Origin of the sequence: Pseudoduganella sp. R-43 (assembly GCF_049913255.1) — a bacterium.
Classification (GTDB): Bacteria; Pseudomonadota; Gammaproteobacteria; order Burkholderiales; family Burkholderiaceae_D; genus Rugamonas.
Map to the genome: position 1 here is coordinate 5,804,488 of NZ_CP183988.1, position 25,843 is coordinate 5,830,330.

Annotated in this window: 25 protein-coding genes and 1 tRNA gene; 8 read left to right on the top strand and 18 right to left on the bottom strand. The window is 62.2% G+C overall.

Features of this window, described 5'->3' with window-relative positions:
- Position 1: 1 nt before the first annotated feature.
- The 4 genes from ACN9M3_RS26450 to ACN9M3_RS26465 all read right to left on the bottom strand — a co-directional run bounded on the left by ACN9M3_RS26450 (position 2) and on the right by ACN9M3_RS26465 (position 5,588).
- Positions 2-862, bottom strand: coding sequence for an isochorismatase family protein (locus ACN9M3_RS26450; RefSeq protein WP_426164386.1), 861 nt, complete (start codon positions 860-862; stop codon positions 2-4).
- Between the two features lie 15 nt (positions 863-877).
- Complete coding sequence (locus ACN9M3_RS26455) at positions 878-2,452, bottom strand: (2,3-dihydroxybenzoyl)adenylate synthase (RefSeq protein WP_426319114.1); 1,575 nt, start codon at positions 2,450-2,452, stop codon at positions 878-880.
- Positions 2,449-3,561: an isochorismate synthase gene (locus tag ACN9M3_RS26460; protein WP_426319115.1), complete on the bottom strand. Its 1,113-nt coding sequence runs from the start codon at positions 3,559-3,561 to the stop codon at positions 2,449-2,451. The genes ACN9M3_RS26455 and ACN9M3_RS26460 overlap by 4 nt, the downstream gene beginning before the upstream one ends.
- A gap of 77 nt (positions 3,562-3,638) precedes the next feature.
- On the bottom strand, positions 3,639-5,588 hold the full coding sequence (locus ACN9M3_RS26465; protein WP_426319116.1) for a TonB-dependent receptor domain-containing protein: 1,950 nt from the start codon (positions 5,586-5,588) through the stop codon (positions 3,639-3,641).
- A gap of 128 nt (positions 5,589-5,716) precedes the next feature.
- Between ACN9M3_RS26465 and ACN9M3_RS26470 the strand changes: the two genes are divergently transcribed.
- Positions 5,717-6,616, top strand: a complete 900-nt coding sequence (locus ACN9M3_RS26470) for a LysR family transcriptional regulator (protein ID WP_426164398.1) — start codon at positions 5,717-5,719, stop codon at positions 6,614-6,616.
- Here ACN9M3_RS26470 and ACN9M3_RS26475 read toward each other — a convergent pair.
- Positions 6,567-7,520 (bottom strand): alpha/beta fold hydrolase, encoded by a 954-nt coding sequence (locus tag ACN9M3_RS26475; RefSeq protein WP_426164401.1) that lies wholly within the window; start codon positions 7,518-7,520, stop codon positions 6,567-6,569. The genes ACN9M3_RS26470 and ACN9M3_RS26475 overlap by 50 nt on opposite strands.
- Positions 7,521-7,680: 160 nt before the next feature.
- On the opposite strand from ACN9M3_RS26475, the gene ACN9M3_RS26480 reads away from it, so the two are divergent.
- The 5 genes from ACN9M3_RS26480 to ACN9M3_RS26500 all read left to right on the top strand — a co-directional run bounded on the left by ACN9M3_RS26480 (position 7,681) and on the right by ACN9M3_RS26500 (position 10,782).
- Complete coding sequence (locus ACN9M3_RS26480) at positions 7,681-8,613, top strand: alpha/beta fold hydrolase (RefSeq protein ID WP_426319117.1); 933 nt, start codon at positions 7,681-7,683, stop codon at positions 8,611-8,613.
- 152 nt (positions 8,614-8,765) lie between these two features.
- A complete protein-coding gene (locus ACN9M3_RS26485) occupies positions 8,766-9,326 on the top strand; it encodes a hypothetical protein (RefSeq protein ID WP_426319118.1) in 561 nt (186 codons plus the stop codon).
- Positions 9,327-9,458: 132 nt separating this feature from the next.
- The gene (locus tag ACN9M3_RS26490; RefSeq protein ID WP_426319119.1) at positions 9,459-9,965 is read left to right on the top strand and encodes an SMI1/KNR4 family protein; all 507 of its coding nucleotides are present in this window, start codon (positions 9,459-9,461) and stop codon (positions 9,963-9,965) included.
- Positions 9,966-9,979: 14 nt separating this feature from the next.
- Positions 9,980-10,327, top strand: coding sequence for a hypothetical protein (locus tag ACN9M3_RS26495; RefSeq protein WP_426319120.1), 348 nt, complete (start codon positions 9,980-9,982; stop codon positions 10,325-10,327).
- Between the two features lie 143 nt (positions 10,328-10,470).
- Positions 10,471-10,782, top strand: coding sequence for a hypothetical protein (locus ACN9M3_RS26500; RefSeq protein WP_426319121.1), 312 nt, complete (start codon positions 10,471-10,473; stop codon positions 10,780-10,782).
- A gap of 49 nt (positions 10,783-10,831) precedes the next feature.
- Here ACN9M3_RS26500 and ACN9M3_RS26505 read toward each other — a convergent pair.
- The 3 genes from ACN9M3_RS26505 to pepN form a co-directional block, all read right to left on the bottom strand.
- Positions 10,832-10,907 (bottom strand) — tRNA-Thr (locus ACN9M3_RS26505).
- Between the two features lie 67 nt (positions 10,908-10,974).
- A complete protein-coding gene (locus tag ACN9M3_RS26510; protein WP_426164418.1) occupies positions 10,975-11,982 on the bottom strand; it encodes a class 1 fructose-bisphosphatase in 1,008 nt (335 codons plus the stop codon).
- Between the two features lie 23 nt (positions 11,983-12,005).
- Positions 12,006-14,621 (bottom strand): aminopeptidase N, encoded by a 2,616-nt coding sequence (gene pepN, locus ACN9M3_RS26515; RefSeq protein ID WP_426319122.1) that lies wholly within the window; start codon positions 14,619-14,621, stop codon positions 12,006-12,008.
- A gap of 162 nt (positions 14,622-14,783) precedes the next feature.
- Between pepN and ACN9M3_RS26520 the strand changes: the two genes are divergently transcribed.
- A complete protein-coding gene (locus tag ACN9M3_RS26520) occupies positions 14,784-15,422 on the top strand; it encodes a DUF4136 domain-containing protein (protein ID WP_426164424.1) in 639 nt (212 codons plus the stop codon).
- Positions 15,409-16,800, top strand: coding sequence for a C13 family peptidase (locus ACN9M3_RS26525; protein WP_426164427.1), 1,392 nt, complete (start codon positions 15,409-15,411; stop codon positions 16,798-16,800). Before ACN9M3_RS26520 ends, ACN9M3_RS26525 begins: the two co-directional genes overlap by 14 nt.
- On the opposite strand, the gene ACN9M3_RS26530 is transcribed toward ACN9M3_RS26525, so the two are convergent.
- The 10 genes from ACN9M3_RS26530 to ACN9M3_RS26575 form a co-directional block, all read right to left on the bottom strand.
- A complete protein-coding gene (locus tag ACN9M3_RS26530) occupies positions 16,787-17,539 on the bottom strand; it encodes an alpha/beta hydrolase (RefSeq protein ID WP_426319123.1) in 753 nt (250 codons plus the stop codon). The genes ACN9M3_RS26525 and ACN9M3_RS26530 overlap by 14 nt on opposite strands.
- The gene (locus tag ACN9M3_RS26535) at positions 17,526-18,332 is read right to left on the bottom strand and encodes a hypothetical protein (RefSeq protein ID WP_426319124.1); all 807 of its coding nucleotides are present in this window, start codon (positions 18,330-18,332) and stop codon (positions 17,526-17,528) included. Before ACN9M3_RS26535 ends, ACN9M3_RS26530 begins: the two co-directional genes overlap by 14 nt.
- A gap of 2 nt (positions 18,333-18,334) precedes the next feature.
- Positions 18,335-19,123 carry a YaiO family outer membrane beta-barrel protein gene (locus tag ACN9M3_RS26540; protein WP_426319125.1) on the bottom strand — a complete coding sequence of 263 codons (789 nt, stop codon included), beginning with the start codon at positions 19,121-19,123 and terminating at the stop codon, positions 18,335-18,337.
- Positions 19,113-20,273 carry a non-hydrolyzing UDP-N-acetylglucosamine 2-epimerase gene (gene wecB, locus ACN9M3_RS26545; protein ID WP_426164439.1) on the bottom strand — a complete coding sequence of 387 codons (1,161 nt, stop codon included), beginning with the start codon at positions 20,271-20,273 and terminating at the stop codon, positions 19,113-19,115. Before wecB ends, ACN9M3_RS26540 begins: the two co-directional genes overlap by 11 nt.
- 13 nt (positions 20,274-20,286) lie before the next feature.
- Positions 20,287-21,375: a polymer-forming cytoskeletal protein gene (locus tag ACN9M3_RS26550; protein ID WP_426319126.1), complete on the bottom strand. Its 1,089-nt coding sequence runs from the start codon at positions 21,373-21,375 to the stop codon at positions 20,287-20,289.
- The gene (locus ACN9M3_RS26555) at positions 21,372-22,625 is read right to left on the bottom strand and encodes a glycosyltransferase (protein WP_426323858.1); all 1,254 of its coding nucleotides are present in this window, start codon (positions 22,623-22,625) and stop codon (positions 21,372-21,374) included. Before ACN9M3_RS26555 ends, ACN9M3_RS26550 begins: the two co-directional genes overlap by 4 nt.
- A 299-nt stretch (positions 22,626-22,924) precedes the next feature.
- Positions 22,925-23,746 (bottom strand): sterol desaturase family protein, encoded by an 822-nt coding sequence (locus tag ACN9M3_RS26560; RefSeq protein ID WP_426164444.1) that lies wholly within the window; start codon positions 23,744-23,746, stop codon positions 22,925-22,927.
- A gap of 14 nt (positions 23,747-23,760) precedes the next feature.
- Complete coding sequence (locus tag ACN9M3_RS26565) at positions 23,761-24,546, bottom strand: PEP-CTERM sorting domain-containing protein (protein WP_426164447.1); 786 nt, start codon at positions 24,544-24,546, stop codon at positions 23,761-23,763.
- Between the two features lie 172 nt (positions 24,547-24,718).
- Positions 24,719-24,850, bottom strand: a complete 132-nt coding sequence (locus ACN9M3_RS26570; protein WP_426164449.1) for a hypothetical protein — start codon at positions 24,848-24,850, stop codon at positions 24,719-24,721.
- Positions 24,851-24,857: 7 nt separating this feature from the next.
- Positions 24,858-25,832, bottom strand: coding sequence for a quinone oxidoreductase family protein (locus tag ACN9M3_RS26575; protein WP_426319127.1), 975 nt, complete (start codon positions 25,830-25,832; stop codon positions 24,858-24,860).
- Positions 25,833-25,843 lie beyond the last annotated feature (11 nt).

Sequence of the window (25,843 nt, forward strand, 5' to 3'; positions counted from 1 at the left end):
CTCATGCGGCGATCTTGCGCTGCAGGACGTCCCACCACGCGTTGAGCGTCGGCGTGCCGGCCAATTCTTCGAAGCTGACGCGCAAGCCCAGCTTCTCCCATTCGGCCACCAGCGCCATCACTTCCAGCGAATCGAGGCCGTAATCGACCAGGTTGTCGTCCGGCCCGAAGCTGCCCTCCTCCAGGCGCGGCAGCAGGCTGGCGCGCAGCCAGTCGATGGTCAGCGGCGGACGCGCGGCGAGCACCTGCGCCGTATGGGTCACGCTGCCGCAGCGACCAGCCACGTAGCGCAGCGCCATGCGATGCTCCTCTTCGCTGAAGTCGGCCAGCGCGTCGGCAACCATGAACGGCTGCACGTCGCGCATGAAGGCGTCCAGCGCAGTCGTCATGCAGCCGATATGGGCGTACACGCCGGCGATCAGCAGCTGGTCGCGGCCCCAATCGCGCATCAGGGACTGCAGCTCGGAGCGCTGGAAGGCGCTGTAGCGCCATTTGACCAGTACCGTATCGCCCGGCAGCGGCGCCAGCGCGGCGGTCACCTGCTGCAGCGCCGGATCGGCTGTGGTCAGGCCCGGGCCCCACATATCGTTCAGCAGCGCGCGCTCTTCCGGGCTCTGCTTGACCGGCTGCGCGGTGTACACCACCGGCACGCCGGCCGCCCGCGCCCATGCGCACAGCGCGGCGATATTGGCCACCAGCGCGGTGCGCAGTTCGCTGTCCTGGCCATAGAAGCGCAGGAAGTAATCCTGCATGTCGTGCACCAGCAGCACGGCGCGGCCGGCCTCGGGCTGCCACGCCACCTTGTTGGCGGGCAGGCTGTCCGGCTGCGGCATCGGGTAGGAAGAAATAACGGGAATACTCATGGTCCAGGCTCCATCTCAGTTCGGGATGCTGGCGCGCAGCGCCAGCTTGTCGGTCTTGCCGACCGCCGTCAACGGCAGGCGGTCCAGCATTTCAAAGCGGTCGGGCAGCTTGTAGTCGGCCACGCCCAGGCCGCGCAGGTATTTGCGCAGTTCGACCGGGCGCAGGCTGTCGCCGCGCGGCACGATGCAGGCGCAGCTCATTTCGCCCAGCAGCGCATGGGGCACCGAGATCAGCGCCGCATGCAGCACGCCCGGATGGCGCAGCAGCAGGTTTTCCACTTCCTCCGCCGCGATCTTTTCGCCGCCGCGATTGATCTGGTCCTTCACCCGGCCGACGACGCGCAGGTTGCCGCCGGCGCTGCGCTGCACCAGGTCGCCCGTGTGGTAGAAGCCGTCCGCATCGAATACGCGCGCATTGTGTTCGGCAGCGCGGTAGTAGCCGCGGAAGGTGTAAGGGCCGCGCGTGGCCAGCATGCCGGTCTCGCCGTCGGCAACCTGCTGGCCGTCCGCGTCCAGCACGCGCACCTCGTCGGCGTCACTCATGGGGCGGCCCTGGGTGGCGTAGACCACGTCGTCCGGATCGTCCAGGCGCGTGTAGTTCACCAGGCCCTCGGCCATGCCGAATACCTGCTGCAGCGCGCAGCCCAGCTCCTGCGGTACACGGCGCGCCAGCGCTTCGGCGAAGCTGGCGCCGCCCACCTGCAGCAGGCGCAGCGAGGACAGCTGCGCGCGGCGTTCCGGCTGCTGCGCCGCCTGCAGCCACAACGCCACTGCCGACGGCACCAGCGCCGCCATGTTCACGCCATGCCGTTCGATCAAGGCGAAACAGGCCAGCGGTTCCGGCGCCGGCGCCAGCACCACGGTGCCCCCGGCGTGGAATACGCCCAGCGCGCCGGGGGAGCTGAGCAGGAAGTTGTGGCCTGCCGGCAGTGCGCACAGGAAGCGCGTGCCGCGGTCCAGACGGCAGATTTCCGCACTGCGCCGCACACTGTAGTAGTAATCGTCATGGGTGCGCGGGATCAGCTTGGGCGTGCCGGTGCTGCCGCCGGACAGCTGGAAGAACGCCACTTCGGAAGCGGGTGCATGCTGCGGCCGCGGCCCGATGCCCTGCGGCTGTTCGCGGAAGCCGTCCGCGCCCAGCACCATGGTGTGCGGCACGGCCAGCTCGCGCGCGAACGCGTCGTTGGCGAACAAGGGGTGGCTGGCCGAAGCAACCAGCAGCTTCGGCTGCAGCTGCTGCGCATACGCCGTGAGCTCCAGCCGTTGATGGCTGAACAGCGCATTCACCGGCGCCACGCCGGCCTTCAGCAAGCCAAAGAAAGCGATATACAGCTCGGCCACATTGGGCAGCTGCACCAGGGCGGTATCGCCCACGCCCAGCCCGCGCCGGGCCAGCGCTTGCGCCAGTTGTTCCGCCTGCTCGTCCAGTTCGCGATAGCTGAGCATGCGCTCGCCGCAGATCACGGCGATGCCCTGGGGATGTTCGCGCGCCTGCCGCTCCAGGATCTCGGTCAACGGCAAGCCGGCCCACAGTCCCTGCTCGCGGTAGCGTTGCGCCGCGTCCTGCGGCCAATGAGTGAATTCGATCACGCGGCCTCCCTTGCGCTCAGGGCGCCAAGCATGGTCTGCAATTTGGCCTGGGTTTCGGCCCATTCGGCATCCGGACAGGAATCGGCCACGATGCCGGCTCCGGCAAACAGCTGCACGCGGTTGCCAGCCACCCGGCCGCAGCGGATGGTCACGGCCCATTCGCCGTTGCCTTCATCGTCGCACCAGCCCACCATACCCGCGAACAGGCCGCGGTCGAATGGTTCGACCAGGTCGATCAACTTGCGCGCCAGGCGTGTCGGGAAGCCGCAGACGGCGGGCGTCGGATGCAGGCGGCAGGCCAGCTCCAGCGCCCCCATCGCCGGATCGTGCAGCTCGCCTTCGATCGGCGTCGACAGGTGCCACATGGCGGCAGTCGAAAGCAGCGACGGCCGCTCCGGAATCACCAGGTCGCGGCAGACCGGCGCCAGCACGCGGCGGATCTCGTCCGTCACCAGGCGGTGTTCGTAGGCGTCCTTGGAAGAGCGCAGCAGCGCCTCGCTCACCTCGCGATCGCGCACCGGATCGGCATCGCGTCGCGCAGAACCGGCCAACGGATTCGATTCCATGCGCGCGCCCTGCTTACGCAACAGCAGCTCGGGGCTGACGCCCACCAGTTCCGAACCGTCGGCCAGCGGCAGGCGGAACTGGAAACCGGAAGGATTGCGCGATACCAGGCGACGGAAGATATCGCCAGCATCGGCATGGCCGGCCAGCTCGACGTCCAGCAAGCGCGACAGCACGGCCTTGCGGATGTCGCTCAGGCCGAAGTTGGCCACAGCCTGGCGCACGCCCTGCTTGAAGCGCTCCTCGCCGGGAATGCTCTGCGTATGAAGGATGGGCGGCAAGTCCGACGCTTCGCCACGCGCCACATCACCGCGCTCGACGAATTCGGACACCACCGGCACCACCAGCGCGGACGGCTGGCGCGTATCGAAGGGAATGGCGCCCAGCGCCACCGGATGCGGATTGCCGCGCGCGCGCGCGCGGCGCAAGGCTGCCGCGACATCGGCCTGCAGGCGGCCGGCATCGTGTGCCGGCGTTTCGATGCGTTCCGCAACGCCGCTGCCACGCAGCGAACGGTGGCGCGACAGGAATAAGCTTGTAGCCATGTTCTACCTCGCAAACTGTTTGAATGGTTCGCTGGCTTTACGCTGGCTAGGGAATTCAGGGGCATGCCCCTGCGGGGTCAGAAGCCGTAAGTGGCGCTGACGTAGTAATTGCGGCCCAATTCGAAGAAGCTGAAGTTCTTGCTCTTCTCGGACAGGTCGACATCGGTCAGGTTCTTGACGCCGGTGCGCAGCGTCCAGTGCTTGCCGACCTTGGCCGAGAGGCCCAGGTCGACGCGGGTATAGGCCGGCAGTTCCTTCTCGGAGTAGAACTGCTTGCCGGTATAGTGCGCCGACAGCGACGCCTGCACCCCGGGTACTGCGGTCCAGGCCAGGCCGATGCGGCCCACGTTCTCAGGACGGTTGTCCAGGACCGTAGTCTTGCCGTTCTCGTTGACGTAGTCGGCCTTCAGGTGGGTGAAGTTGCCCGACAGGGTCAGCGAAGGATGCAGCTGCACGCTGGCCTCCAGTTCCAGGCCCTTGGTCTTGGCCTGAGCAACGTTGACCCAGCGGCGCGAATTGGTCGGCGCATCGTAGGTCGCCACGATCATGTCGTCCACATCGTTCTTGAAGGCGACGGCGGTCAGGTCCCAGCCTTTCTGGTGCACTTCGAAGCCCAGCTCGTAGTTGGTGCTGGTCTCGGGAGACAGTTCCGGATTCCCGGCCAGGAAGCAGCTGCCGCCGCAGCTCACGATACGATACTCCTTCGTCAGCTGATAGGCGTCCGGCGCCTTGAAGGCCTTGCTGATGCCGCCTTTCACGGTCAGCGAATCATTGCTTTGCCATACCAGGTAGCTCTTGGGCGAGAAGTGGCTGCCAAACACGCTATGGTCGTCCAGGCGGCCGGCCAGCGTCAGGTGCAGATCCATGGCCAGGGCCAGTTCATCCTCGATGAAAACAGCTTTGCTGTCGGTGCTGACCTTGCCGGTATCCTTGTAGCTGACCGCATCGCGGATCACCTGGCGGCGCAGGTCCACGCCGGCAGTCAGCGCGTTGATGCCAAGGGTGGTATTGCCGTAGAACTTGGCATAGGTGTTCTCTTCCTTCAGGGTGCGCTGCTGCGGTGCGTCGTAGCGCGTGTTGAAGTCATGGATTTCAGCGCTCTCGCGGGTGATGTAGGCCGTGGTGTTGCCCCAGTCCCAGTTGGCGCGGTGGGTCAGGCCATAGGTGTTGCGCTCGATTTCCTGGTCGCGGATGTCCTTCGATTCGAAATTCCATTCAGGGTAGAAGGCATAGTAGTACATCACGCGCGGGCGCTTGTCCTTGTTGTAGCCCAGGTCGAAGTCCAGCGACTGGTTTTCCGCCAGTTGCCAGGTCAGGGTACCGGTCAGGTTGCTGGCTTTTTTCTCTTCCAGGCGCGGGGTGCGCGTCGCGTCGCTGGCCGGGGCGCCCCACCAAGCGTCGCGGTCATAGCGCTCGCCGGCAAGGGACAGGCTGAACGTGTCGCTCAACGCGCCCGACAGGCTGGCGCCGACGCGGTACTGGTCGCCGCCATAGCCGCTGTCCACCGTGCGGTATTCGCCGGTCACGCTGCCCTTCCACTCCCTGGTGGCCGGCCAGGTGATGATGTTGATCACGCCGCCCATCGCGTCGGAGCCGTACAGCGCCGCCATTGGGCCGCGCACAATTTCCACCCGCTTGATGCTGGACAGGGGGATCGAGCTGAAATCGAAATCGCCGCCGCGCCACAAGGCTCCGCCGGACGAGACACGCTTGCCGTTCACCAGCATCAGCGTGTACTTGCCGCCCAGGCCGCGAATGCGGATTTCGTCGCGGCCATTATCGTCGGTCTGGTTATTGACGCCGACGCTGTCGCGCAGCAGGTCGGCCAGGCCATTGACCGGCGACTTGGCGATATCTTCGGCTGTAATGACGGTGGTGAAGGCAGGTGCTGCGGCCACGGTGTGGGCGCGCATGGAGGCGGTTACCACAACGACGCTGCCATCGCCGACACCGCCTGCATCATCGGCAAACGCAGGAAGGCCGATGGCGGCCAGGCTTGCCGCGATGAGGGATTTCGAAAGGGACATAACAAGGTTCAAGAATTAAAATGAACGCAAATGATAATCATTCGCATTCAATCATGCAAGAAGTATAAGGCAAAAAAGTTAATCTGTCTTAATTATTAACGGCTACCATCCTCGCCAGGAGGAAAAACATGGATCACATGCACCTGATGACGGTATTCGTGGCGGTTGGCGAGCAGGAAAGCTTTGCCGCCGCCTCGCGCAGCCTTGACATGTCGCCGGCGGCGATCACGCGCGCCATTTCGGCGCTGGAGGAAAAGCTGGGTGTCCAGCTGCTGCAGCGGACCACGCGCAATGTGCGCCTGACCGAAGCCGGCCAGCGCTATCTGGACGACTGCCGCAACATCCTGGCCAGCATCGAAGAGGCCAATGGCGCCGCCGCCGGCATCAACGCCGAGCCCAAAGGCAACTTGGCCGTCACCGCCTCGGTCCTGTTCGGGAAGCAATTCGTCACACCCTGCATCGTGCAATTCCTGAAGCAGTACCCGGAGGTCGACGTCTCGGCCTACTTCCTCGACCGCGTCGTCAACCTGATTGAAGAAGGCATGGACGTAGCCGTGCGACTGGGTCCCCTGCCCGATTCCAGCATGAAGGCCTTGCGCGTTGGCCAGATGCGGCGCGTGCTGTGCGCTTCCCCCGAGTATCTTGCCCGGCATGGCGTGCCGCGGCATCCGGAAGAGCTGCAGCAGCATACGATTATTTCGGCCAGCAATATCACGCCGCGCGTCGAATGGAAATTCGGGCGCGACGGCAATCCGCTCACCGTCCGCATCAAGCCCCGGTTTACCGTAACCAGCAACGATGCTGCGATTCGTGCGGCCGTCGAAGGATTGGGCATCTGCCGCCTGCTGTCCTACCAGATGGCTGAAGAACTGGCGACAGGCCAGCTGAAAATCATCCTGCCGGAATTTGAAGAGGAGCCATGGCCGGTGCATATCCTGCACCGCGAAAGCAAATACGGCTCCTCCAAGGTGCGCAAATTCATTGACCTGCTGGCGCAGCACCTGCGGACGCACCCGCACCTGAACTGAGCTTGCCGAGGAAATCGCCGGTGATCGCGGCGACGTCGTCCAGCCGGGTATCCATCACAAAGTGACCACCGTCCAGGATATGCACTTCGGCTGAAGGATTGTCGCGCTTGAAGGCTTGCGCGCCGGGCACCGTGAACGCCAGGTCGTGCTTGCCCCATACCACCAGCGTGGGCAACTGGCGCTGTTTCAGCCAGGCCTGCCATTCAGGATAAGCCGCCAGGTTGTGCTGGTAGTCGTAAATCAGATCGGCCTGGATGCGCGCCTGGCCAGGGCGATTGAGATAGGCATGTTCATCCATCCACAAATCCGGATCGTAGGCTTCGATTGCAGGATCGCTGCCGATATGCCGTGCGCGCGTCGCCGCCACTGACTGGTGCACGGCGATGACGTCCTTCTCGTGCGCGGCGCGGTCCGCCCAGAACGGCTTGCGCTTGGCCCACATCGCGCCCAGCCCGTCTTCGTACACATTCCCGTTCTGGAACACCAGCGCCTGCACCGCTTGCGGCCTTGCCTGTGCCATGCGCATACCGACCGGCGCACCGTAATCCTGCATTAGCAGCACATAGCGTTGCGTACCGACGGCATCTGTGAATTTCTGCATCACCGCCGCCAGGTTGTCGAAGGTGTAGGCGAACTTCGCCGGATCGGGCGCGTCGCTGTTGCCGAAGCCGGGATAGTCCGGCGCCAACAGGTGATAGCGGTCGCCCAGCCTGCGCAGCAGCCCGTCGTACATGCGGGACGAACTTGGCACGCCGTGCAGCAGCAGGACGGTCGGCTTGCTCGCATCGCCGGCTTCGCGGTAAGCGATATTGATGCCATCGACGGCGACGGTGCGGTAAGCAACGGGTGCCGCGTGCGCGGCTCCGGCAAGTGCAATGGCGGCAGCTGCTACGAATGCTTTCATGTTGTTCTCCAGAGGATTGTCAATGGCCCCACTCTATCGACACCCTGCGCCAGGCGGAACGCCGCCCGGCGAAATAGATTGTTTCGCTGCGCGTAGTTCCGGCACCCAGGGACGCTTCCTACAATCCATCCCATCAAAACCACTCTTGAAGGAAACGAACATGAAAACCTCCCGCATCGCCGCGTCCCTGGCCCTGGCCTTCGCCGCCATCACCGCATCAGCAGCCGCCACGGACGTAAGCTACCGCACCGTAAAGGTCGATGGCGTCAACATCTTCTACCGCGAAGCCGGCCCGAAAGACGCGCCCACCGTGCTCCTGCTGCACGGCTTCCCCACCTCGTCCCAGATGTTCCGCAACCTGATTCCGCAGCTGGCCGACCGCTACCACGTGATCGCACCCGACTATCCGGGTTTTGGCCAGAGCGATGCCCCCGCAGTCGACAAATTCGCCTACAGCTTCGACAACCTGGCGAACGTGGTCGACAAGTTCACCGTCGCCGTCGGCGCATCGAAGTACGCCTTGTACGTACAAGACTATGGCGCTCCGATCGGCTTTCGCCTGGCTGCCGCGCATCCCGAGCGCGTATCCGCCATCGTGGTCCAGAACGGCAATGCCTACACCGAAGGCATCGACAATGAATTCTGGGCGCCGTTCAAGGTCTACTGGGCTGACAAGACCAAAGCGAATGCCGCCAAACTGAAACCGTTCTTCGAGATCGGCGCAACCAAATGGCAGTACACGCATGGCGCGCGCGACGTCAGCAAGATCAGCCCCGACGCATGGACCGTCGACCAGACCTATATGGACCGCCCCGGCAACAAGGATATCCAACTCGAACTGTTCTACAGCTACGGCAGCAATCCGGCGCGCTATCCGGAGTGGCAAGCCTACTTCCGCAAGCACCAGCCGCCGATGCTGATCACCTGGGGCAAGAACGACCAGATCTTCCCTGCTGCCGGCGCCGCGCCTTACTTGCGCGACCTGCCCAAAGCCGAGCTGCACCTGCTCGACACCGGCCACTTTGCCCTCGAAGAGGAAGGCGAGCAAATCGGCAAGCTGATGCGCGGTTTCCTCGCACGCAAGGCTAGATAGCCTAAAGCAAGTTCATGCGCACGATTGAGCAGGAGTTGCAAATGGTTAAATGTTTTTTTAGTATCTGATTCGCCTCGAAAATAGCGCCCACTGTAATCTTGAAACCACTAACGAGCAAAGCCAAGCCGGGAGATTTGTTTTACGTCCCGGCCATGAACAAAGAGGGTAAATCTGGCTTTGTGATCGGGCGCTATATTGAGCTTGTCCCCACGAATGTTGGTCATTTGATCGAAGTATTCGCAAGGTTTTATACGGAGCTGCCCCAGTCGATCGACGCGGTCGACAAAAGCCAGCGGCTATTCCGCCCGATCATGTGCTCGCTCCGGCTACGATTTGCCGAGATTCCCAGATGGAAGGTGCTGTTCAGCGATCCCGATTACGACAAAAGCCAATCGGACTACGGCAGAATTGCCATCGCATTTGATACAAAACTTTGGATGGGCGGAAAGAGCCGGAGCGCAATAAAGGATGAACTAAGGGAGTTTGAGGACGCGACCTGCTGGCGGATGCATCACATCGTTTTCAGGGTCCATGCACATCTGGCCGGAATCTTCGACCCTAATGATTGGTATGACTATCACCGCGTACCAAATGAACAGCGCGTAGACGACCCCGCAGCAAAGGAAAAAGTAATTGCCTTGGCTGAAGCAATGGATGCGTGTTTTGAAATTTGGTCAGGGGAGATCAAGACCCGCAAAGGAGTCTGCCAATGAGCTCAGCATGCATTCCACTGCGCGCGATGCCAGTCCTGTATGAATACCAGGGAATTCCTCTTGGGGTAAGCCCGCCGCTTTTGGTGCTGGAAAGTTTCGTGAAGGAGGCTTGTTTAAAGCCGAGGCAATAGAATGAAGAACAACGAGTTTTACGGCTGCTCACAACCGCTTGAAGATGTCGACCTGGATGCTTGCGAAGCAGTGCTGAAGCATAAGCTGCCAAGCGAGTTTCGTCAGCACTATCTGAAATATAACGGTGGGGTACCAGAAAATAGCCTAATTCCAGGCAACGACGAATGGGAGCCTTTTGAAATAGCAGGCTTTTATCCGATTAGGCACAGGAGGAGCGCTGCTGGTTCTCAAAGTTCGCTACTAATAGAGCACTATCAGTTGATGTGCGCAAAAGACGTCATTCCCGATCACCTGCTTCCTTTCGCCTACGACCCTGGAGGGAATTTCTTTTGCCTTCATTTGTGTGACGGTTCGGCGCATTTCTATGCGACAGACGGATTTGATCCAGCTCGGAGTGTTGCAGAAAATTTCGTCAAAGCGCAGAGACGTTTGGCTGGCTCGTTCAAAATTTTCATGGATAGTTTGATGCACAACTCAGAGTATGATTCCGACGAATGGCCCGAATAAAATAAGGAATTTCAATGATTGAGCACTTTGAATCCATTTCGGAGCTGATAGCCGGCCTAAAAGGACTAAAGCAGGAAGCATGGATTCATACAGATGTGGAGGCTTGGTTGTCGAAGCCGCAAAAGGCAGAATTTTATTATGTGCCTTGGGACTACATGCAAAGCCTGGAAGACGATGAGGTCTTTTTAAACGATGACGGCTTGGAACTTCCACTTGTTTTGAGAGATAAGAATTTGAAGGAGTGGATGCTTGTGAATGTCCTTGCACATATCTCGAATTCCATTAATTGGGAGAAGGCGGGGCCGCAAGAATTCATTGACCAAGTCAACTATTACCTTGAATTTGATACCTTTAAGCGGTGAAAAAAGAAGGCCCGTGCACATCGCAAGCCGATCGCGGTCTCGTCGCAGTAACGGAAAGTAACGCAGCGCCATGCACATTTGAGTTGAATCAAACGGGCGCTTGGTGGTATGGCGAAAATGATAGGATCACTTGAGGAGCCGCCATGGATGTTACGCCACTACCAGAGCTCGCTGACCACGAAGAGCGCTTGAACCAGCTGGAGAATGCAATGGTCAATCTTTCATGCGAATTGAAGGCGCTGCGGGCGCATATCGATTGCCGGTTCAAGGAAATCGAGACGCAAATCGAGACCGGATTGAATTCCCTCCGCCTTGAGTTGCGAGCAGAATTCGAAGCAAAGCTGCACGAGGCCGTGGAAAAACTCCACGCCCGCATGGACGCCCAGCATCATCAAATGATCGCACTTCAAGTCGCGATATTTCTCGCGCTGATTGCACTATTCGCCCAGCGTTAAACGAAAAAACCCTGCCAGATCAATGACCTGACAGGGTTTTTATACGTCCTGGTGCCGGAGAAGAGAATCGAACTCCCGACCTTCTCATTACGAATGAGCTGCTCTACCAACTGAGCTACACCGGCAAAGAGCCCGGATTATAGCAAACAAACTTGCGCGTTTGCTAGTATCGGGACGCCATCATTGTAAAAATTACACGCCTTCCTGGTGATAGCTGGTAACCAGTGCCACTTCGTCGCGGGAACCGAGGAAGACCGGCACGCGCTGGTGCAGCTTCTCAGGCTGGATGTCGAGGATGCGGCGCTTGCCGTCGGTGGCCATGCCGCCGGCCTGTTCGACGATGAAGGACATGGGGTTCGCTTCGTACATCAGGCGCAGGCGGCCTGGCTTGCTTGGATCTTTCAGGTCGGCCGGGTACATGAAGATGCCGCCGCGGTTCAAGATACGGTGCACGTCGGCCACCATGGAGGCGATCCAGCGCATATTGAAATCGGTGCCGCGCGGACCGGTGGTGCCTGCCAGCAGTTCGCCGATGTAGCGCTGTACCGGCGCATGCCAGTGGCGCTGGTTGGACGAGTTGATCGCGAATTCCTTGGTCTTGGCAGGAATCTGCATATTGCGCTGGGTCAGCACCCACGAACCCATCTCGCGGTCCAGGGTGAAGCAGTTCACGCCGTTACCGGTGGTGAGCACCAGCAGGGTTTGCGGGCCGTACAGGGCGTAGCCGGCGGCCACTTGCTTGGCGCCTGGCTGCAGGAAGTCCTGTTCGGTCGGCTCGGTCATGCCTTCCGGTGCTTTCAGCACGGAGAAGATGGTGCCGATCGATACGTTGACGTCGATGTTGGAGGAGCCATCCAGTGGGTCGAACACCAGCAGGTATTCGCCTTTCGGATAACGGTTAGGAATCGGGTGGATGTCTTCCATTTCTTCCGAAGCCATTGCCGCCAGGTGGCCGCCCCATTCGTTCGCTTCCAGCAGGATCTCGTTGGAGATCACATCCAGCTTCTTCTGGACTTCGCCCTGCACGTTTTCCGATTCCAGCGCGCCGAGCACTTCGCCAAGTGCGCCCTTGCCGACGCTGTGGGAAATGGTTTTGCAGGCGCGGCCCACCACCTCGATCAGGAGGCGCAGTTCGGCCGGAATGGAGTGGTGCTGGCGTTGTTCTTCAACGAGGTATTGGGTCAGGCTGATACGTTTCATTGTTTCCCTAGGTTTGTGCTTAATTAGTTTGCGAGTGCTTTGCTGACCACTTCCATCACGTCATTCGACAACGGCGTGGTGGCGGCGACTTTTTCCAGCGCGTGCCGCATGTGGACTTGCAGCGCCGGCGCATAACGGCGCCAGCGGTCCATGCTGCGTGCCAGGCGTGCGGCGACTTGCGGGTTCAGGGCGTCGAGCTTGATCACGTGTTCGGCCCAGAATTCGTAGGCGCTGCCATCGGCAGCATGGAATTGCGATGGATTCTGGTTGCAGAAGCTGAACAGCAGACTGCGCGCGCGGTTCGGGTTCTTCAGCGTGAAGGCCGGATGTTTCATCAGTTCGCACACTTTGGCCACATTGGTGTGCGGGGCGGAGCCTTGCATGGCGAACCACTTGTCCACCACCAGCGCTTCGGCTTTGAAGTCCTTGTAGAAGGCGTCCAGCTGCTTGCCGGCGTCGGCGCCGCTGTGGATCAGGGCGGACAGGGCGGCGGCGCGATCGGTCATATTGGTAGCGGCAGCGAACTGCTCGCCGGCCAGCTTGGCCGCTTCTGCGTTCGGCTGCACCAGCAGGTAGGCCAGCGCCACGTTTTTCAGGCCGCGCTTCCCGGCCGAGATGGCGTCCGGGCTGTAGGCGCCTGGCGTTGTATTGTCTGCATACACCTGCAGCAGCTCCGCATGCAAAGCAGTACCGATGGCGTGTCGCACGAACTGGCGCGCGCTGTGGATTGCTTGCGGGTGCACCACTTCCATCTGCTCGGCGATGATCGTCTCCGACGGCAGGATCAGGCATTGCTCACGGAAGGCGGCATCCAGCTCCTTGTCGGTCAGGACCGCGCGCAAGGCGCCGATGTAGGTGTCGTCCAGCTCGAGCGGCTTGTCGTCCAGCACCGCCTGGGTCAACGACAGCAGGCGTTCCATGGCCAGGCGCTGGCCGGCTTCCCAGCGGTTCACCGGGTCGCTGTCGTAGCGGAACAGGTGCAGCAATTCATCGTCGGTGTACGGGTACTCCAGCACGACCGGTGCAGAAAAATCACGCAGGATGGACGGCACCGGCGCCTCGGCAATGCCTTCGAAGCGGAACGTCTGTTCGGCCTCGGTCAACTCTAGTACGCGGGTCGAAATCAGGTCCTTGCCATCGCGGCCGAGCAGGCCCACGGCGACCGGGATGTGGAACGGCAGCTTGTTGTCCTGGCCCGGCGTGGCCGGGCAGGACTGGCGCAGCGTCAGTTCATACACTTGTTTGGCGCCATCGTGATGGCCGCTGGCGCTCACCACCGGCGTGCCGGCCTGGCTGTACCAGCGTTCGAATTGCTTCAGGTCGCGCTTGTTGGCGTCGGCCATCGCGGCGCGGAAATCGTCGCATTGCACGGCTTGGCCGTCATGGCGTTCGAAATACAGGTCCATGCCCTTGCGGAAGCCTTCGCGGCCCAGCAAGGTCTGGTACATGCGCACCACTTCGGCGCCTTTTTCGTACACGGTCACCGTGTAGAAGTTGTTGATTTCGACGAAGGAATCGGGACGCACCGGGTGTGCCATCGGGCCGGCGTCCTCCGGGAACTGGGCCTGGCGCAGCGTACGCACCTGGTCGATGCGGGTCACGGCGCGGCCGCTGTCGGTGCCGATCATGTCGGCACTGAATTCCTGGTCGCGGAACACCGTCAGGCCTTCCTTCAGCGACAGCTGGAACCAGTCGCGGCATGTCACGCGGTTGCCGGTCCAGTTGTGGAAGTATTCGTGGCCCACCACTGCCTCGATGCCGGAGTAGTCGATGTCGGTTGCGGTGCGCGGGTTGGCCAGCACGAACTTCGTGTTGAAGATATTCAGCCCCTTGTTTTCCATCGCGCCCATGTTGAAGTCGCTCACGGCGACAATCATGAAGCGGTCCAGGTCCAGCTCCAGGCCCCAGCGTTCCTCGTCCCAGCGGATGGAATTCTTCAGCGACTGCATGGCGTAGTCGGTCTTGTCGAGGTTGCCCTCTTCCACCCACACCTGCAGCAGCACTTCGCGGCCCGACTTCAGCTTGAATTTCTCTTCCTGGCACACCAGGCGCGCTGCCACCAGGGCGAACAGGTAGGACGGCTTCTTGAACGGGTCTTCCCACTTGGCATAGTGGCGGCCGTCACCGAGCTCGCCCTCTTCCAGCAGGTTGCCGTTGGAGAGAAGGACCGGGTATTGCTCCTTGTCGGCGCGCAGCATCACGGTGTAGCGCGCCATCACGTCCGGACGGTCCGGGAAGTAGGTGATGCGGCGGAAGCCTTCGGCCTCGCACTGAGTGTAGAAACCGCTGCCCGAGGTGTACAGGCCCGAAAGCGTGGTGTTTTCAACCGGGGCGCAGGTGGTTTCGATCTCCAGCAGCACATTGACCGGCGCGTTACGGATGGTCAGGGTGTTGTTGCCAATAATGTACTGGTTTGGGTTCAGCACCATCCCGTTCATGCGCAGGGCGATCAGCTCAATGGCTTCGCCGTGCAGCACCAGGTCGTGGCTCTTGCTGTCCGGGTTATGGCGCAGCTGCACGCGGTTGGCGACGATGGTACAGGCGGGATCGAGGTCGAAGCCCAGTTCCACGGTCTCCACCAGGTAGCTGGGCGGGGTGTAGTCTTTACGATAGATCGTTTGCGGGCTGTCGGTACGCATGGTTTGGGCGAGCGAGGACAAAGAAGACTATTTTACCAATACCGGAAGCCGGGCACGCCCGATTCTTTTCCGCTCTCCCCGCGGGGGTAACATTCTGTAATAATTAGGTGAAACGCATGTTGCCGGATTAAACTGGCCTATGAGTATAAAAGGAGTGTTGCCATGAAAGCGCTAGCCATTTTGGTGGCGGCCACCAGTTTGTTGCTGAGCGGCTGTGCCACTACCCTGCACAGCAACGTCACGGTGTTCCACGAGTGGCCGAGCGACATGCAGGACAAATCGTATACCTTCGAAACACCGGCGCCGGGCGAGGATACGCTGGAATACCGCAGCTACCAGAACCTGGTCAGCGGTGAACTGGCCAAGCTGGGCTTCAGCCAGGCCGCCAGCACCAAGGACGCCAAGCTGCGCGTCGGCATGCAGTTCAGCACCATCGACCGCCCGGTCAAGGTCCTGACGGCGACCGACCCGTGGATGTATGGTCCCGGCCCATGGGGTTATTACCCGCGCTGGGGCTACTACCCTTACCGTTATCGCTACTACGGTTTCTACCGCCCATACTACGATCCGTGGATGTGGGGCCCGATGGAATTCCGCGAAACCATCCAGCATAACTATGACCGCAACTTGCGCGTCACCATCAACAACCTGCAGGGCAAGAAGCTGTATGACGTAACGGTGCAGAACACCAGCCGCAAGCAATCGACGCCGCTGGTCATGCCCGCCCTGGTGCAAAGCGCCTTCACCGGCTTCCCGGGCGAAAGCGGAAAGGCCAAGCGCGTAGATCTTGAGCTCCAATAACGCCGTCAAATCGATCGGGCGGTGGTTGCGCGAAGGCGCTTCCACCGCTTTTTTCCGTTCGCCGCGCTGGGAAGGCCTGTCCACCGGACCGGGCGTCGTCGCGGCCCTGGTATTGCTGGTGCTGGCGATCTCCTTATCGTTCCAGCGCCTGTATATCCAGGGACCGGCGATCTTCTACTGGAAGGCCATCGCCTACGGCTGGCTGCCTTTCGCCCTGCTGCCCTTCTATGCGCTGATGACACGTGGAACAGGGCCGAGCGGGCGTCCCGGCGCGGCGCCGGACCTGGCGCTGCTGACTACCCTGCTGCTGGCGCAGACCGTCTGGCTGGAGCTGTTTGTTGACCTGTGCTTTGCTGCCATGCTTGATGGCGGGTCTGAAGCCTGGTCGGTGCGCTACCTGGGGCAATGGGGCGCGTGGATTGCCTGGGGGATTCCGGTCACCCTGATGATCCTGTCGCAACTTGTGCTGCTGGCGCGCGGCGGACGCGGTCGGCGCTGGCCGCTGGCGTTCGCAGCGGGCATGATGGCGGGCGTCGTGGCGCTGGGTGTAGCCACCCAGCAGCCTGATTTCTGGTATCCGAAAAAGCAGGAAGCCAACAACGAGGAATCGTCGCGCTACCTGAAGCTGACCGCGGAACTGATGGAGTCGCAGCCGGTGCTGTTGTCGCGCCAACTGGCAGGGCTGGCGCCGCAGCGCCCGGGCAAGGTCGACATGTATGCGCTGACCTTCGCGCCTTACGGCGATGAGGTGTTCCGGCGCGAGAGCCAGATGGTGGCGGACGTGATGTCGCAGCGCTTCGGCACGGAAGGCCGCACACTGCAGCTGGTGAACCATTTCCAGACTGCCGAAAAACTGCCCTGGGCCACCACCGTGAACCTGCAGAAGGCGATCCGCAGCGTGGCGCGTACCATGGACAAGGACGAAGATGTGCTGTTCATCTACCTGACTTCGCACGGCGCGCGCGAAGGCCAGTTGGCGGCGGACTTCTGGCCGTTCGAATTGACCGAGCTGACCCCGTCCATGCTGCGCAAGTGGCTGGATGAAGCGGGCATCCGGAATCGCGTAATTGCAGTGTCGGCCTGCTTCTCGGGCAGCTGGATTCCGTCGCTGAAGGACGATGCAACCATGGTGCTGACTGCAGCCGATGCCGACCACACTTCCTACGGCTGCGGCTACAAGTCGGAGCTGACCTTCTTCGGCCGCGCCATGTTCGACGAACAGCTGCGCACCCACACGCGCTCCTTTGAGCAAGCCCATGCCGCTGCCCGGGAAGTCATCCGCAAGCGCGAAGTGGAGGCGGGCAAGGACGACGGCTATTCGAACCCGCAGATCTCGGTCGGGACCGCTATCCGCGCCAAGCTCGCTACTTTCCAATAACGTCGCGCAGTGAGATGTCGTTGTGACCCACACCAGGAACGACGTGGAGAGTGGCCAGGCCAGGGCGGAAGCTGCGGTACAGGGCTTCACTGCTGGCGCGCGGAATAACCTCGTCGCGCTCGGCGGCGAGGATGGTGGTCGGGGCGTTGACCTTGGGCGCGTAGCTGGCCGAGTCGTAGCGGTCGCGCAGCAGCAGGCGTACCGGCAGCCAGGGAAAGTGGTGCGAAGCCGCGCCAGCCATGCTGTCGTAGGGCGTGACCAGCACCAGCCGGTCGACCGCCTTGACGCTGGCCAGCCGGGTGGCAATGCCGCTGCCAAGGCTGCGTCCCACGACCGTCACCTGGGGATGCTGGGCGCGAACATGCTCGTACAGTGCCAGCGCATCGGCAAACAAGCCGGTCTCGGTCGGCTCGCCCGGCGTTGCGCCGTAGCCGCGGTAGTGCATTAAATATAGCGCCTGGCCGGGAAAGACAGCCTGCAGCTCCGGCAAGCCATACCCCACCGCCTCGGCATTGCCGCCAAAGTAGATCACTGCAAAAGGCCCCGGCTGCTCGTGCAACGTGACGCCAACGCGCACGCCGCCGCCCAATGTCAGCACAGTGCCGCCTTCAAATGCCTGGGGGTAGTAGATCATGCTGCGCTGGCGGAAAAACACCACGGTGCACACGGCCAGGTAGGCTACCAGTGCGGTCAGCAGCAGCGTCGTAGCCATGCGCATGAGCGGCTTACGTGCGCGCATCCGCGCGCGCCCAGCTCATGCCCCAGGAGTACAGGGCGACAAACATCATCACATCCATGAAGATGCCGAATACCAGGTACAACAACGGCAAGAACAGCAACGTTAAATGGTGCAGCACATATGCATGCAGCAAGTACTGCATGGGGAAAGCCACAACGAAGTAGGCCAACGTACACACGGTCAAGCCGACTTTGCGCCATAGCGAAAATCCGAACATGTAGTAAGTCGCGCCTAGTCCCCACGGCATCATGAACAGGAAGATCAACGCCATCGTCAGCGTATCGCCCAGGTAGCGCGCCGAGTCATACGGAAACTCGCCAGGCAGGTAGTGGAAAAAAATCAGCGCCGTAGCCTGCACCAGCAGGCAGGCTCGCACGATGTACTGCAATGGCAGGAAGCGGTCGCGCGATACCAGGAACGTCGCCAGCAAGGCAAGCACGCAACCCGCCAGCGTGATCCACCACAGCTGGTCGCCTGGATCTCCGGCAGGGAGCAGCGGAAACGGCAGGTCCAAGTAGTAGGCACCCAGGTCGACCTGGCGAAGCGCGACACTCCCCTGCGGGGCGATACGTGGCAGCCAGAATTCGAACAGGCCACGCCACAGTGCAAGGATCGGCGACAACAGGCAAAGCAGCACGACGGTAAACACGGCGGGCAGCGCCAGGGATCCCAGCAGGTTGGTGCGGCTTAGCTTGATCTGGTACATCGAGCGGTGCAGCTGGATCGCGCTGCCGCCGAAGCCGCGAAAGCGCATATCGTCGATCTTGCGCTGCAATGCATGCAATTGCTTCACGCTCAGAATTCCTTGAACAGGGTCGCTTCCAGGCCGCGGCGGTCATAGAAAGGGTTATGGTAAGCCTCCGCGCGCAACTGGAAGCCATAGGTCGGGGCCAGCCACTTGCGCCAGGTGCCGCTGACGACGCTGCTGCGGAAGTTCACCAGCAAGTCTGCCGAACCGGCGCCGATGTACTGGTAAGCCTCCTCGCCCATATCGTAGCGCAACGCGATGTATTGCTGTTTGTTGTAGCCCCAGGTCGCGGCAATATACTTGGCGTTGGCCATCACGCCGCCCGGGTTGCTGCGGTTGATTCGGGTGCCGCCCTGCAGCACCCAGGCATTCGGCAGGTACCACGACAGGCCAAGCAACAGGCTGCGGTCGCGATGGCCGTCGCGCGCATTCACTGCGGTCACGCCGACGGTGGCAATCACATTGCGGGCGTCGCCCAGCTTGCGGTTGATCACCGCGTCGCCGCGCGACTGCGGGAAGAAAAAGCTGCTGCCATGGCTGGCGGCCAGGCTGCCATACCAGTCCTCATTGAAGACGTGGGTGACGCCGCCCACTACCAGGGCGCCATGCGCGCCGAACTGGCGTGCATTCACCAGGTCCGCATTCCACACCGTCGCGTCGGAGGTCCGCAGCGAGCCCCGCACGAATTGCTGGTTCCAGGTGCCAAAGCCGTCGCTCAGGCTATGGTGCAGCACCCCTGCTTCAACCGTGCCGGTGTTATCGGCCTGGGCCGTAGGCTGCCCGGCCGCCAGCAAGGCTGCCAGGCCAATGAAAGGCAGGCGTAACTTACGAGTCATTCATACTCCGTATCATGATGTCTTTGATGCGTGCGGCGGCAAAGCCGTCGCCGAAGGGATTGGGGGCGGCACGCATTGCCGAATAAGCATGGGCGTCCGCGCGCAGCGCATCGACGGCCTCGATAATGGCTGCGCCATCGGTACCGATCAGGCGTCCCCCGCCGCTGGCCACCAGTTCCGGCCGCTCGGTGGTTTCGCGCAGGATCAGCACCGGCACGTGCAGGCAAGCCGCTTCTTCCTGGATGCCGCCGGAATCGGTCAACACCAGCCAGGACTGGCGCAGCAGTTGCAGCGTGGTCGAATAGTTCAGTGGCCGGGTCAGGAAGATGCGTTCCGATACTTCTTCCGGCAGGTCGGTGAACACTTCATCGACCGTCGCCCGGATCTTTGGATTGCTGTGCACCGGCCAGACGATCACCAGGTCTTCGTCAGACAGCAACAGCTTGCGCACCGTGGTCGAAATCGACAGCAGGGGCTGCCCCAGGTTTTCGCGGCGGTGCGCCGTGATGAACACCAGGCGCCGCCCTGCCGCCACCTCCTGCAGGCCGCGCAGCTCGTCGCTGGACAATTCATCCGGGTTGCCTGCCAGCTCCGGGTCGGTGGTTGCCAGGCGCACTGCGTCGACAATGGTATTGCCGACCATATGGATACGGTCGCCTCCGACGTTTTCACGCAACAGGTTCAGGCGCGCGTTTTCAGTCGGTGCGAAATGCCAGTCCGCCAGCCTGCCGATCAGCTCACGATTCTGCTCTTCCGGGAACGGATTGAAGCGGTTGTGCGAGCGCAAGCCCGCCTCCACATGGCCCACCGGGATATGCTGGTAGAACGCCGCCAGTGCCGCCATGGCCGCGCTGGCGGTATCGCCATGCACCAGCACTGCTGCGGGCTTGACTGCCTCGAAGGCTGCGCCCAGCTTTTCCAGCAACATGGCCGACAGGTGATGCAGCGCATCGGACGTGCGCTGCAGCGGCAAGCTGAAGTCGGGCAGGATCTTGAAGAAGCGGTACATCGGGTCGGCCATGTCTTCGTGCTGGCCGGTATGCAGCAGCAAGGGCTCCAGTCCCTCGTGCTTCAGCGCGTAGTAGACCGGCGCCATCTTGATGATCTCGGGCCGCGTGCCCATGCAAAGGAGGATGCTGTTTGCGCTCAAAATGGCTCCTGTGTCAGTTAATGCTTGTGGAGGGAACGACGTAGCCGAGCTCCCTCGCCCACACGGTGCCATGCGCTACCGCACCTTCGCACACGCGGATTTCAATGGCGGTCACGGTGGTTTCCGCGCCGTCCGCCCCGAGCACCGTGCCGGCATCGATCCGGATGGTCTTTTCGCAGACCAGCGGGCCGCGGATCGTACAGCCGGGGCCAATGAACATATCGCCGCTGCAGACCACTGCACCTTCGATGCGCGCTCCGGCTCCAATGTGCAGGTCGCCGTGGCACTTGACGCTGCCTTCGAGCATGGCGTACGCGCCGACCGTCATGCTGCCGCGCGCGACCAGGTCGCCATGGTGGAAACAGGCTTCCGGCAGGTGCAGGTCGCCGCCTGCCAACCAGCGCCCGGCGGCATCGTCCAGCAGCACGGCCGGACGCTCCAGCGTGGCGCGGCTGGTCGGTTGCGGCAGCGGCGCCGGCGCCGCATCGCCGAAGCGGATCAGCGGCGCATGCATGCGGCCAAAGCGGGTGTCGCCATGCAGCACCAGTTCCTGGCTGGCAGACACCCGGCCGAACAGGCGCGCGCGGCGGCTGGCGGTAAAGCGGGTATCGCTGTGCGCCCAGCGCAGCACGTCGCACTGCTCGCCGAGCACGATCTCGCCGCGCGCCAGCAGGGCGCGGAACGAGTTTTCGCTGCCGGTGCGAATCGCGCCGGCGGCAAACACTTCCTTTTCGTACAGCAGCCCCTGGCCCAGTTCCAGCGCGCCCGTACCCAGCACCATCTGGTCTACCGCCTGCGCAACACGCTCCTGCTCGGTGATCGAAGGTTTGCCATCGGCGCCCACCAACTGGTAGCGGTCGCCCGTTGCCAGCCGGCCGTTGCGCGGCACGGTGGCGGAGCCGCTGGTCTGTGCCAACTCGGCAAACTGCTCAGTGAGGAACTGGCGGAAACGGTTGGCGAAGTGTTTGATATTGCCATCGTAGTCGCGCACTACTTTCAGCGGCTGCGCGTCGCGCCGGACGCGCCATTCAAGCAGCGCCGGCAGCAAGGGCAGCAGGAACAGCAGCGCCTGGCAAGCAAGAAACAATACGATCCAGCTCATGGCCTTGGCTCCGGCTGGCGGTAACGCGCGGTCTTGTCCCATTCCAGGCTGCGCCGGAACAGGCCATCGAACAGCACCTGCCTGAAGGTGGCGATGGTGATGGAAAGCAGGCTGACCAGGAAGCCGAAGTAATTCAGCGGCATCAGGCGGATACGTTCGCGGCTGCCGTCCAGGTAGACGGCGGCGCCGATCTCGAAGAAGACGGCGAAGTTGCCCAACGCGCTGTAGGACATCAGGCAGAACAGTGCCAGCACGCCCGTCAGCCAGTGGTTGGCGTCGAAATAGAACAGGATGATGGCCAGTATCCAACCGGCCAGCAGGATCGGCGACATGGCAAACACGCCCAGCAGCAGCATGCCGTCGAGCTTTTCGCGTAGCGCTACCTTGTCGCTGGCCAGCAGTGCGCCCGCATAGCGGAAAGCAGCCTGGTTGTGGCCTTTCGACCAGCGCATGATCTGGCGCACCCGTACCGGCCAGGTTTCCGGCACTTCCTCGTAGCACTCGGAGCGGTTCTGGTAGGCGGTTTTCCAGCCGCTTAGCAGCAAGCGATATGTCAGGTCGGTGTCTTCGGCCAGCGCGTCTTCGCGCCAGCCGCCGATTGCTTCTAGCGCGATGCGCCGCACGCCGCCGACCGTGCCGCCGTATTGCGGCACCAGCGACAGGTTCATGCGCGCCTGCTGGTCGACCTGATAGCCACCGGAGCGCTCCATGTCCAGCAGGCGGGTCAGCAGGTTGCTGCCGGTGTTCAGCGGCACTACCCTGCCCATTACGGCGCCAACCTCCGGGTCGAAGAATGGCGCCACCAGCTGGCGCAACAGGCCGCGTCCCGGCACATAGTCGGCATCGAACACGATCAGGATGTCGCTGTTAACCTGTGCAGTCGCATCCTTCAGCGCGGCCGCCTTGCCCGGCTTGCCTCCGCCGCGGTGGAACGGCGTGATGCGGCCCGGATGTGCGGCGCAGATCTCGTCGATGATGCGGCGCGTGTCGTCGGTCGAGCGATCGTTGACCGGCATGATGCGCAGGCGATCGCGCGGGTAGTCTACTTCCAGCAGGGCGCGCAGCGAATCGGCAATCACGGCCTGTTCGTTATGCGCAGCCACCAGCACCGTCACGCTCGGCCAGTTGCCGCTGTCGACATCCAGGTAGGGATGGCGCTGGGCGCCGTACAGCCGGTTGAAAGTGAAGTAATAGTGCCGCACGGTGTACACCAGCACCAGCGCAATCACAGCCCACAGCAGGTAAAGCATGATGGTCAGCGTGCGCGAGGTCAGCAGTTGCTGGTGGCGCGACTGGACCTGGTCATGGATGCCGAGCCAGTTATTGTTCTCGGCTTTTTTATGCAAGGCTGAAGAGGGATCAAGGCTGAAGCCTGGCGCGGCCGCCGCTGACGCAGGCAACGCAGGCGCGGGAGCAGCCAGGACCAGCGCCAACGACAGCCACCAGCCGGCAAACAGCCCAAGGACTTGCAGGGTTAAGCGACGGCGCCCGGTCATCGATTCAGCCTGCGCCAGTTCGGTGGAATTTCTTGGTAAGGCATTTTGACAAATCAACTTTCAGTTCGGTCTGACGTGACGGCCGGCATGGCCGGCGAAAACGGTGCGGCGAGTTGCCCGCCTAGCTGGCTGGAAACGGCGGTATCGCTACCATATTCCGCCGGCCAGTGGCCCGGAAGGTAGTGGGTGCCGAATACCCGGTCCAGCAGCGGCAGCATGGCGGCAAAATTGCGGTCGACATGGTTATGGCGCGTATGGTGCCAATGGTGGAAGGCCGGACTCGACAGCAGCCACTCCAGCGGCCCTAGGCGCACCCGGATATTCGAATGGATGAAAAAGCCCCACACGCTGCCAACCAGGATTACCGCGACCGGCGTCGCGCTGGCTGCCGCGTCTGGGCCTGCCAGGCCGAGCACGTAGAGGGGCAGCAGGCTGCACAGCCGCGTGAACAGCAAATCGACCGGATGCGCGCGCGTATTGGTCAGGAAGTAGACGTGGGCAGCGCTATGGTGCACCGCGTGAAAGCGCCACAGCAGCGGCCAGCGGTGGGCCAGGCGGTGCGACCAGTAGGCCCCGACGTCACCGACCAGCAGTGCCAGCGGCAGGCGCAGCGCGAGCGGCAAAGCCGCCAGCGTCTCCGGCACCGCGACTGGTACCAGTGCGCGCGACAATTGCGCAACGAGCGCCAGCGGCACCGCCAGCACCAGCATCGGCAGCAGGCTGTTGGCAAAATAATAGAACAGGTCCGGCCAGCGCTGGCGCTCGCCGGGCTGCGCCTGGCGCACGGCGAGATAGCGTTCCAGCGGCAGAAAGATGGCGCACAGCACGCACAGCCACACTGCCAGCCGCAGGACCTGTTCAGCCAAGGCTGTCACGGCAGGGCTTCAGCTCAAGGCTGGCGACGACGGCGCAGCGCCAGTGCCAGCAGTCCGAGTCCGGTCAGCATGACCAGCAGGCTGGCAGGCTCCGGCACTTCGGCAGGCGGGGTACCGTTGTCCGGCGTGTCGATGGCAAACAGGGAAACGCCGTCAAGCAGGGAAAACGGCGGGTGGCCTTCCGGCGTTCCGGCGGCCAGGAAGGACAGCAAGCTGCCGCTGGACTTGGCGGTAAACGTGAACGCCTCCTGCATCCAGCCGCTCGATGCCTGGCTCTGGTTGTTGTAGGTGGCGGTTTCGAAGGTGTTGCCGTCGATGCTCACGCTCCATTTTTCGCTGGTCTCGCCAAAGAAGCCCCACTGCTGGGCAGCCGCCCATTCGAACCGCAGCATATACGTGGTGCCGATTTCCAGGTCGCTGATCGCCTGCTGGATGGCGACCACGCCGTAGGCGCCGTCGGCGGCGATGAAGTTGCCGCCGTTGGCGCTGCTTGCCAGCGCGTTGGCGCCGCCGTTATTGGCGCCCCACAATTTCAGGGGAACGTCGTTCTGGCCACCGAACCAGGACACGGCACCGGTGGTGTCTGCGGTTCCGGAAGCAAAGACAAAATTGTATCCGCCGGGCGCAGACCAGCCAGACACGGAGGTATTGAAGTCCACCTGGCCATTGCCATTGGAAGTCAGTTCAAAGCCGCCGTTTTGTACCAGGTTGACCGGGCCGGCGTGGGCGGCCGCCACCAGCAGCAAGGCCGCCACGGCCGTGAAACTTTGCAATACTTTGCCCAACATTGCGTTCTTCATAATTCTTCCTTGAAATTCAAATGTCCCGGCGGAACGCAAGCAAGAATTATGCCAAACTCAATAACTCATCAGTAAACTATTGACCGCAATGGCAATTACTCCATGGTAATGCCAATTATGTGAATGGCAAAGTTCCTTAGTGTAAAGAAATTCGACATCAAGTATTTGAAGTTCAGCGGTAATAGGCTTCGCTGGCAAACGTGATGAGACCGATCAAGGCTACGGCACTCAGCAGGACGATCAGCAGGCGTCCAAATTTCGGGGTACCGTCGTCATCGTCGGCTGGGCGGTTCTGGTCTGTCATAGTGAAATCAAGGCAGGAGGATGGTGGAGCCCGTGGTGCGGCGCGCCTCAAGATCGCGATGCGCCTGCCCCACATCCGCCAGATTATACCGCTGCTTGATTTCGATCTTCACGTCGCCGCGCGCCACCACGTCGAACAACGACTGCGCGCAAGCCTCGAGGTCGGCGCGCGTCGCCGTGTAGTTGCCCAGCGCAGGACGGGTCAGGAACAGCGAGCCGCGCGAAGCCAGTTCGCCCAGCGAAAAGTTCGCCACCGGACCGGAGGCATTGCCGAAACTGACCATCATGCCGCGCGGGCGCAGGCAATCGAGCGAACCGATAAAGGTGTCCTTGCCGATCGAATCGAACACCGTGGAGACGCCTTTGCCGCCGGTGATCTCGCGCACCCGCTCAGTGAAATTTTCCGTGTTGTAGTTGATTGCGTGGGCGGCGCCATGTTGCAGCGCCAGCGCCACCTTTTCGTCCGAACCGGCGGTGCCGATCAGGTTCACCCCCAAGGCACGCGCCCACTGGCAAGCGATCAGGCCCACGCCTCCGGCCGCCGCATGGAACAGAATCGTGTCGCCCGCCTTGAGCGGCGCCGCGCTGTGGAACAGGTATTGCACCGTCATCCCTTGCAGCATCATGGCCGCCGCGGTATCGCTGCCGATAGAATCGGGCAGCTTCACCAGCAGGCTGGCGGGCATATTGCGCGCCTGCGCGTAGGCGCCATTCGGACGGCCGGCATAGGCCACCCGGTCGCCCACACGCACATGGCTTACGCCCTCGCCCACCGCCTCCACCACGCCGGCGCCTTCCTGTCCGAGCCCGCCCGGCAGCGGCTGCGGATACAGGCCGGTGCGGAAGTACACATCGATAAAGTTAAGGCCGATCGCCTCGTGCCGCACCGTCGCTTCGCCGGGGCCGGGCGCCCCTGTTTCGACATCGACGTATTCCATCACTTCCGGCCCGCCGGTGCGGAACATGCGTATCGCCTTGACCATTCAATACTCCT

Bases quoted from the DNA above. Each gene is read 5' to 3' on its own strand.
- ACN9M3_RS26510 (WP_426164418.1), bottom strand. From the start codon at position 11,982: ATGAAACGTATCAGCCTGACCCAATACCTCGTTGAAGAACAACGCCAG.
- ACN9M3_RS26460 (WP_426319115.1), bottom strand. From the start codon at position 3,561: ATGGCTACAAGCTTATTCCTGTCGCGCCACCGTTCGCTGCGTGGCAGC.
- ACN9M3_RS26485 (WP_426319118.1), top strand. From the start codon at position 8,766: ATGAACAAAGAGGGTAAATCTGGCTTTGTGATCGGGCGCTATATTGAG.
- ACN9M3_RS26465 (WP_426319116.1), bottom strand. From the start codon at position 5,588: ATGTCCCTTTCGAAATCCCTCATCGCGGCAAGCCTGGCCGCCATCGGC.
- ACN9M3_RS26495 (WP_426319120.1), top strand. From the start codon at position 9,980: ATGATTGAGCACTTTGAATCCATTTCGGAGCTGATAGCCGGCCTAAAA.
- ACN9M3_RS26470 (WP_426164398.1), top strand. From the start codon at position 5,717: ATGGATCACATGCACCTGATGACGGTATTCGTGGCGGTTGGCGAGCAG.
- ACN9M3_RS26570 (WP_426164449.1), bottom strand. From the start codon at position 24,850: ATGACAGACCAGAACCGCCCAGCCGACGATGACGACGGTACCCCGAAA.
- pepN (WP_426319122.1), bottom strand. From the start codon at position 14,621: ATGCGTACCGACAGCCCGCAAACGATCTATCGTAAAGACTACACCCCG.
- ACN9M3_RS26575 (WP_426319127.1), bottom strand. From the start codon at position 25,832: ATGGTCAAGGCGATACGCATGTTCCGCACCGGCGGGCCGGAAGTGATG.
- ACN9M3_RS26555 (WP_426323858.1), bottom strand. From the start codon at position 22,625: ATGCTTTACCTGCTGTGGGCTGTGATTGCGCTGGTGCTGGTGTACACC.
- ACN9M3_RS26490 (WP_426319119.1), top strand. From the start codon at position 9,459: ATGAAGAACAACGAGTTTTACGGCTGCTCACAACCGCTTGAAGATGTC.
- ACN9M3_RS26530 (WP_426319123.1), bottom strand. From the start codon at position 17,539: ATGCGCGCACGTAAGCCGCTCATGCGCATGGCTACGACGCTGCTGCTG.
- ACN9M3_RS26450 (WP_426164386.1), bottom strand. From the start codon at position 862: ATGAGTATTCCCGTTATTTCTTCCTACCCGATGCCGCAGCCGGACAGC.
- ACN9M3_RS26475 (WP_426164401.1), bottom strand. From the start codon at position 7,520: ATGAAAGCATTCGTAGCAGCTGCCGCCATTGCACTTGCCGGAGCCGCG.
- ACN9M3_RS26550 (WP_426319126.1), bottom strand. From the start codon at position 21,375: ATGAGCTGGATCGTATTGTTTCTTGCTTGCCAGGCGCTGCTGTTCCTG.
- ACN9M3_RS26500 (WP_426319121.1), top strand. From the start codon at position 10,471: ATGGATGTTACGCCACTACCAGAGCTCGCTGACCACGAAGAGCGCTTG.
- ACN9M3_RS26565 (WP_426164447.1), bottom strand. From the start codon at position 24,546: ATGAAGAACGCAATGTTGGGCAAAGTATTGCAAAGTTTCACGGCCGTG.
- ACN9M3_RS26480 (WP_426319117.1), top strand. From the start codon at position 7,681: ATGAAAACCTCCCGCATCGCCGCGTCCCTGGCCCTGGCCTTCGCCGCC.
- ACN9M3_RS26540 (WP_426319125.1), bottom strand. From the start codon at position 19,123: ATGACTCGTAAGTTACGCCTGCCTTTCATTGGCCTGGCAGCCTTGCTG.
- ACN9M3_RS26520 (WP_426164424.1), top strand. From the start codon at position 14,784: ATGAAAGCGCTAGCCATTTTGGTGGCGGCCACCAGTTTGTTGCTGAGC.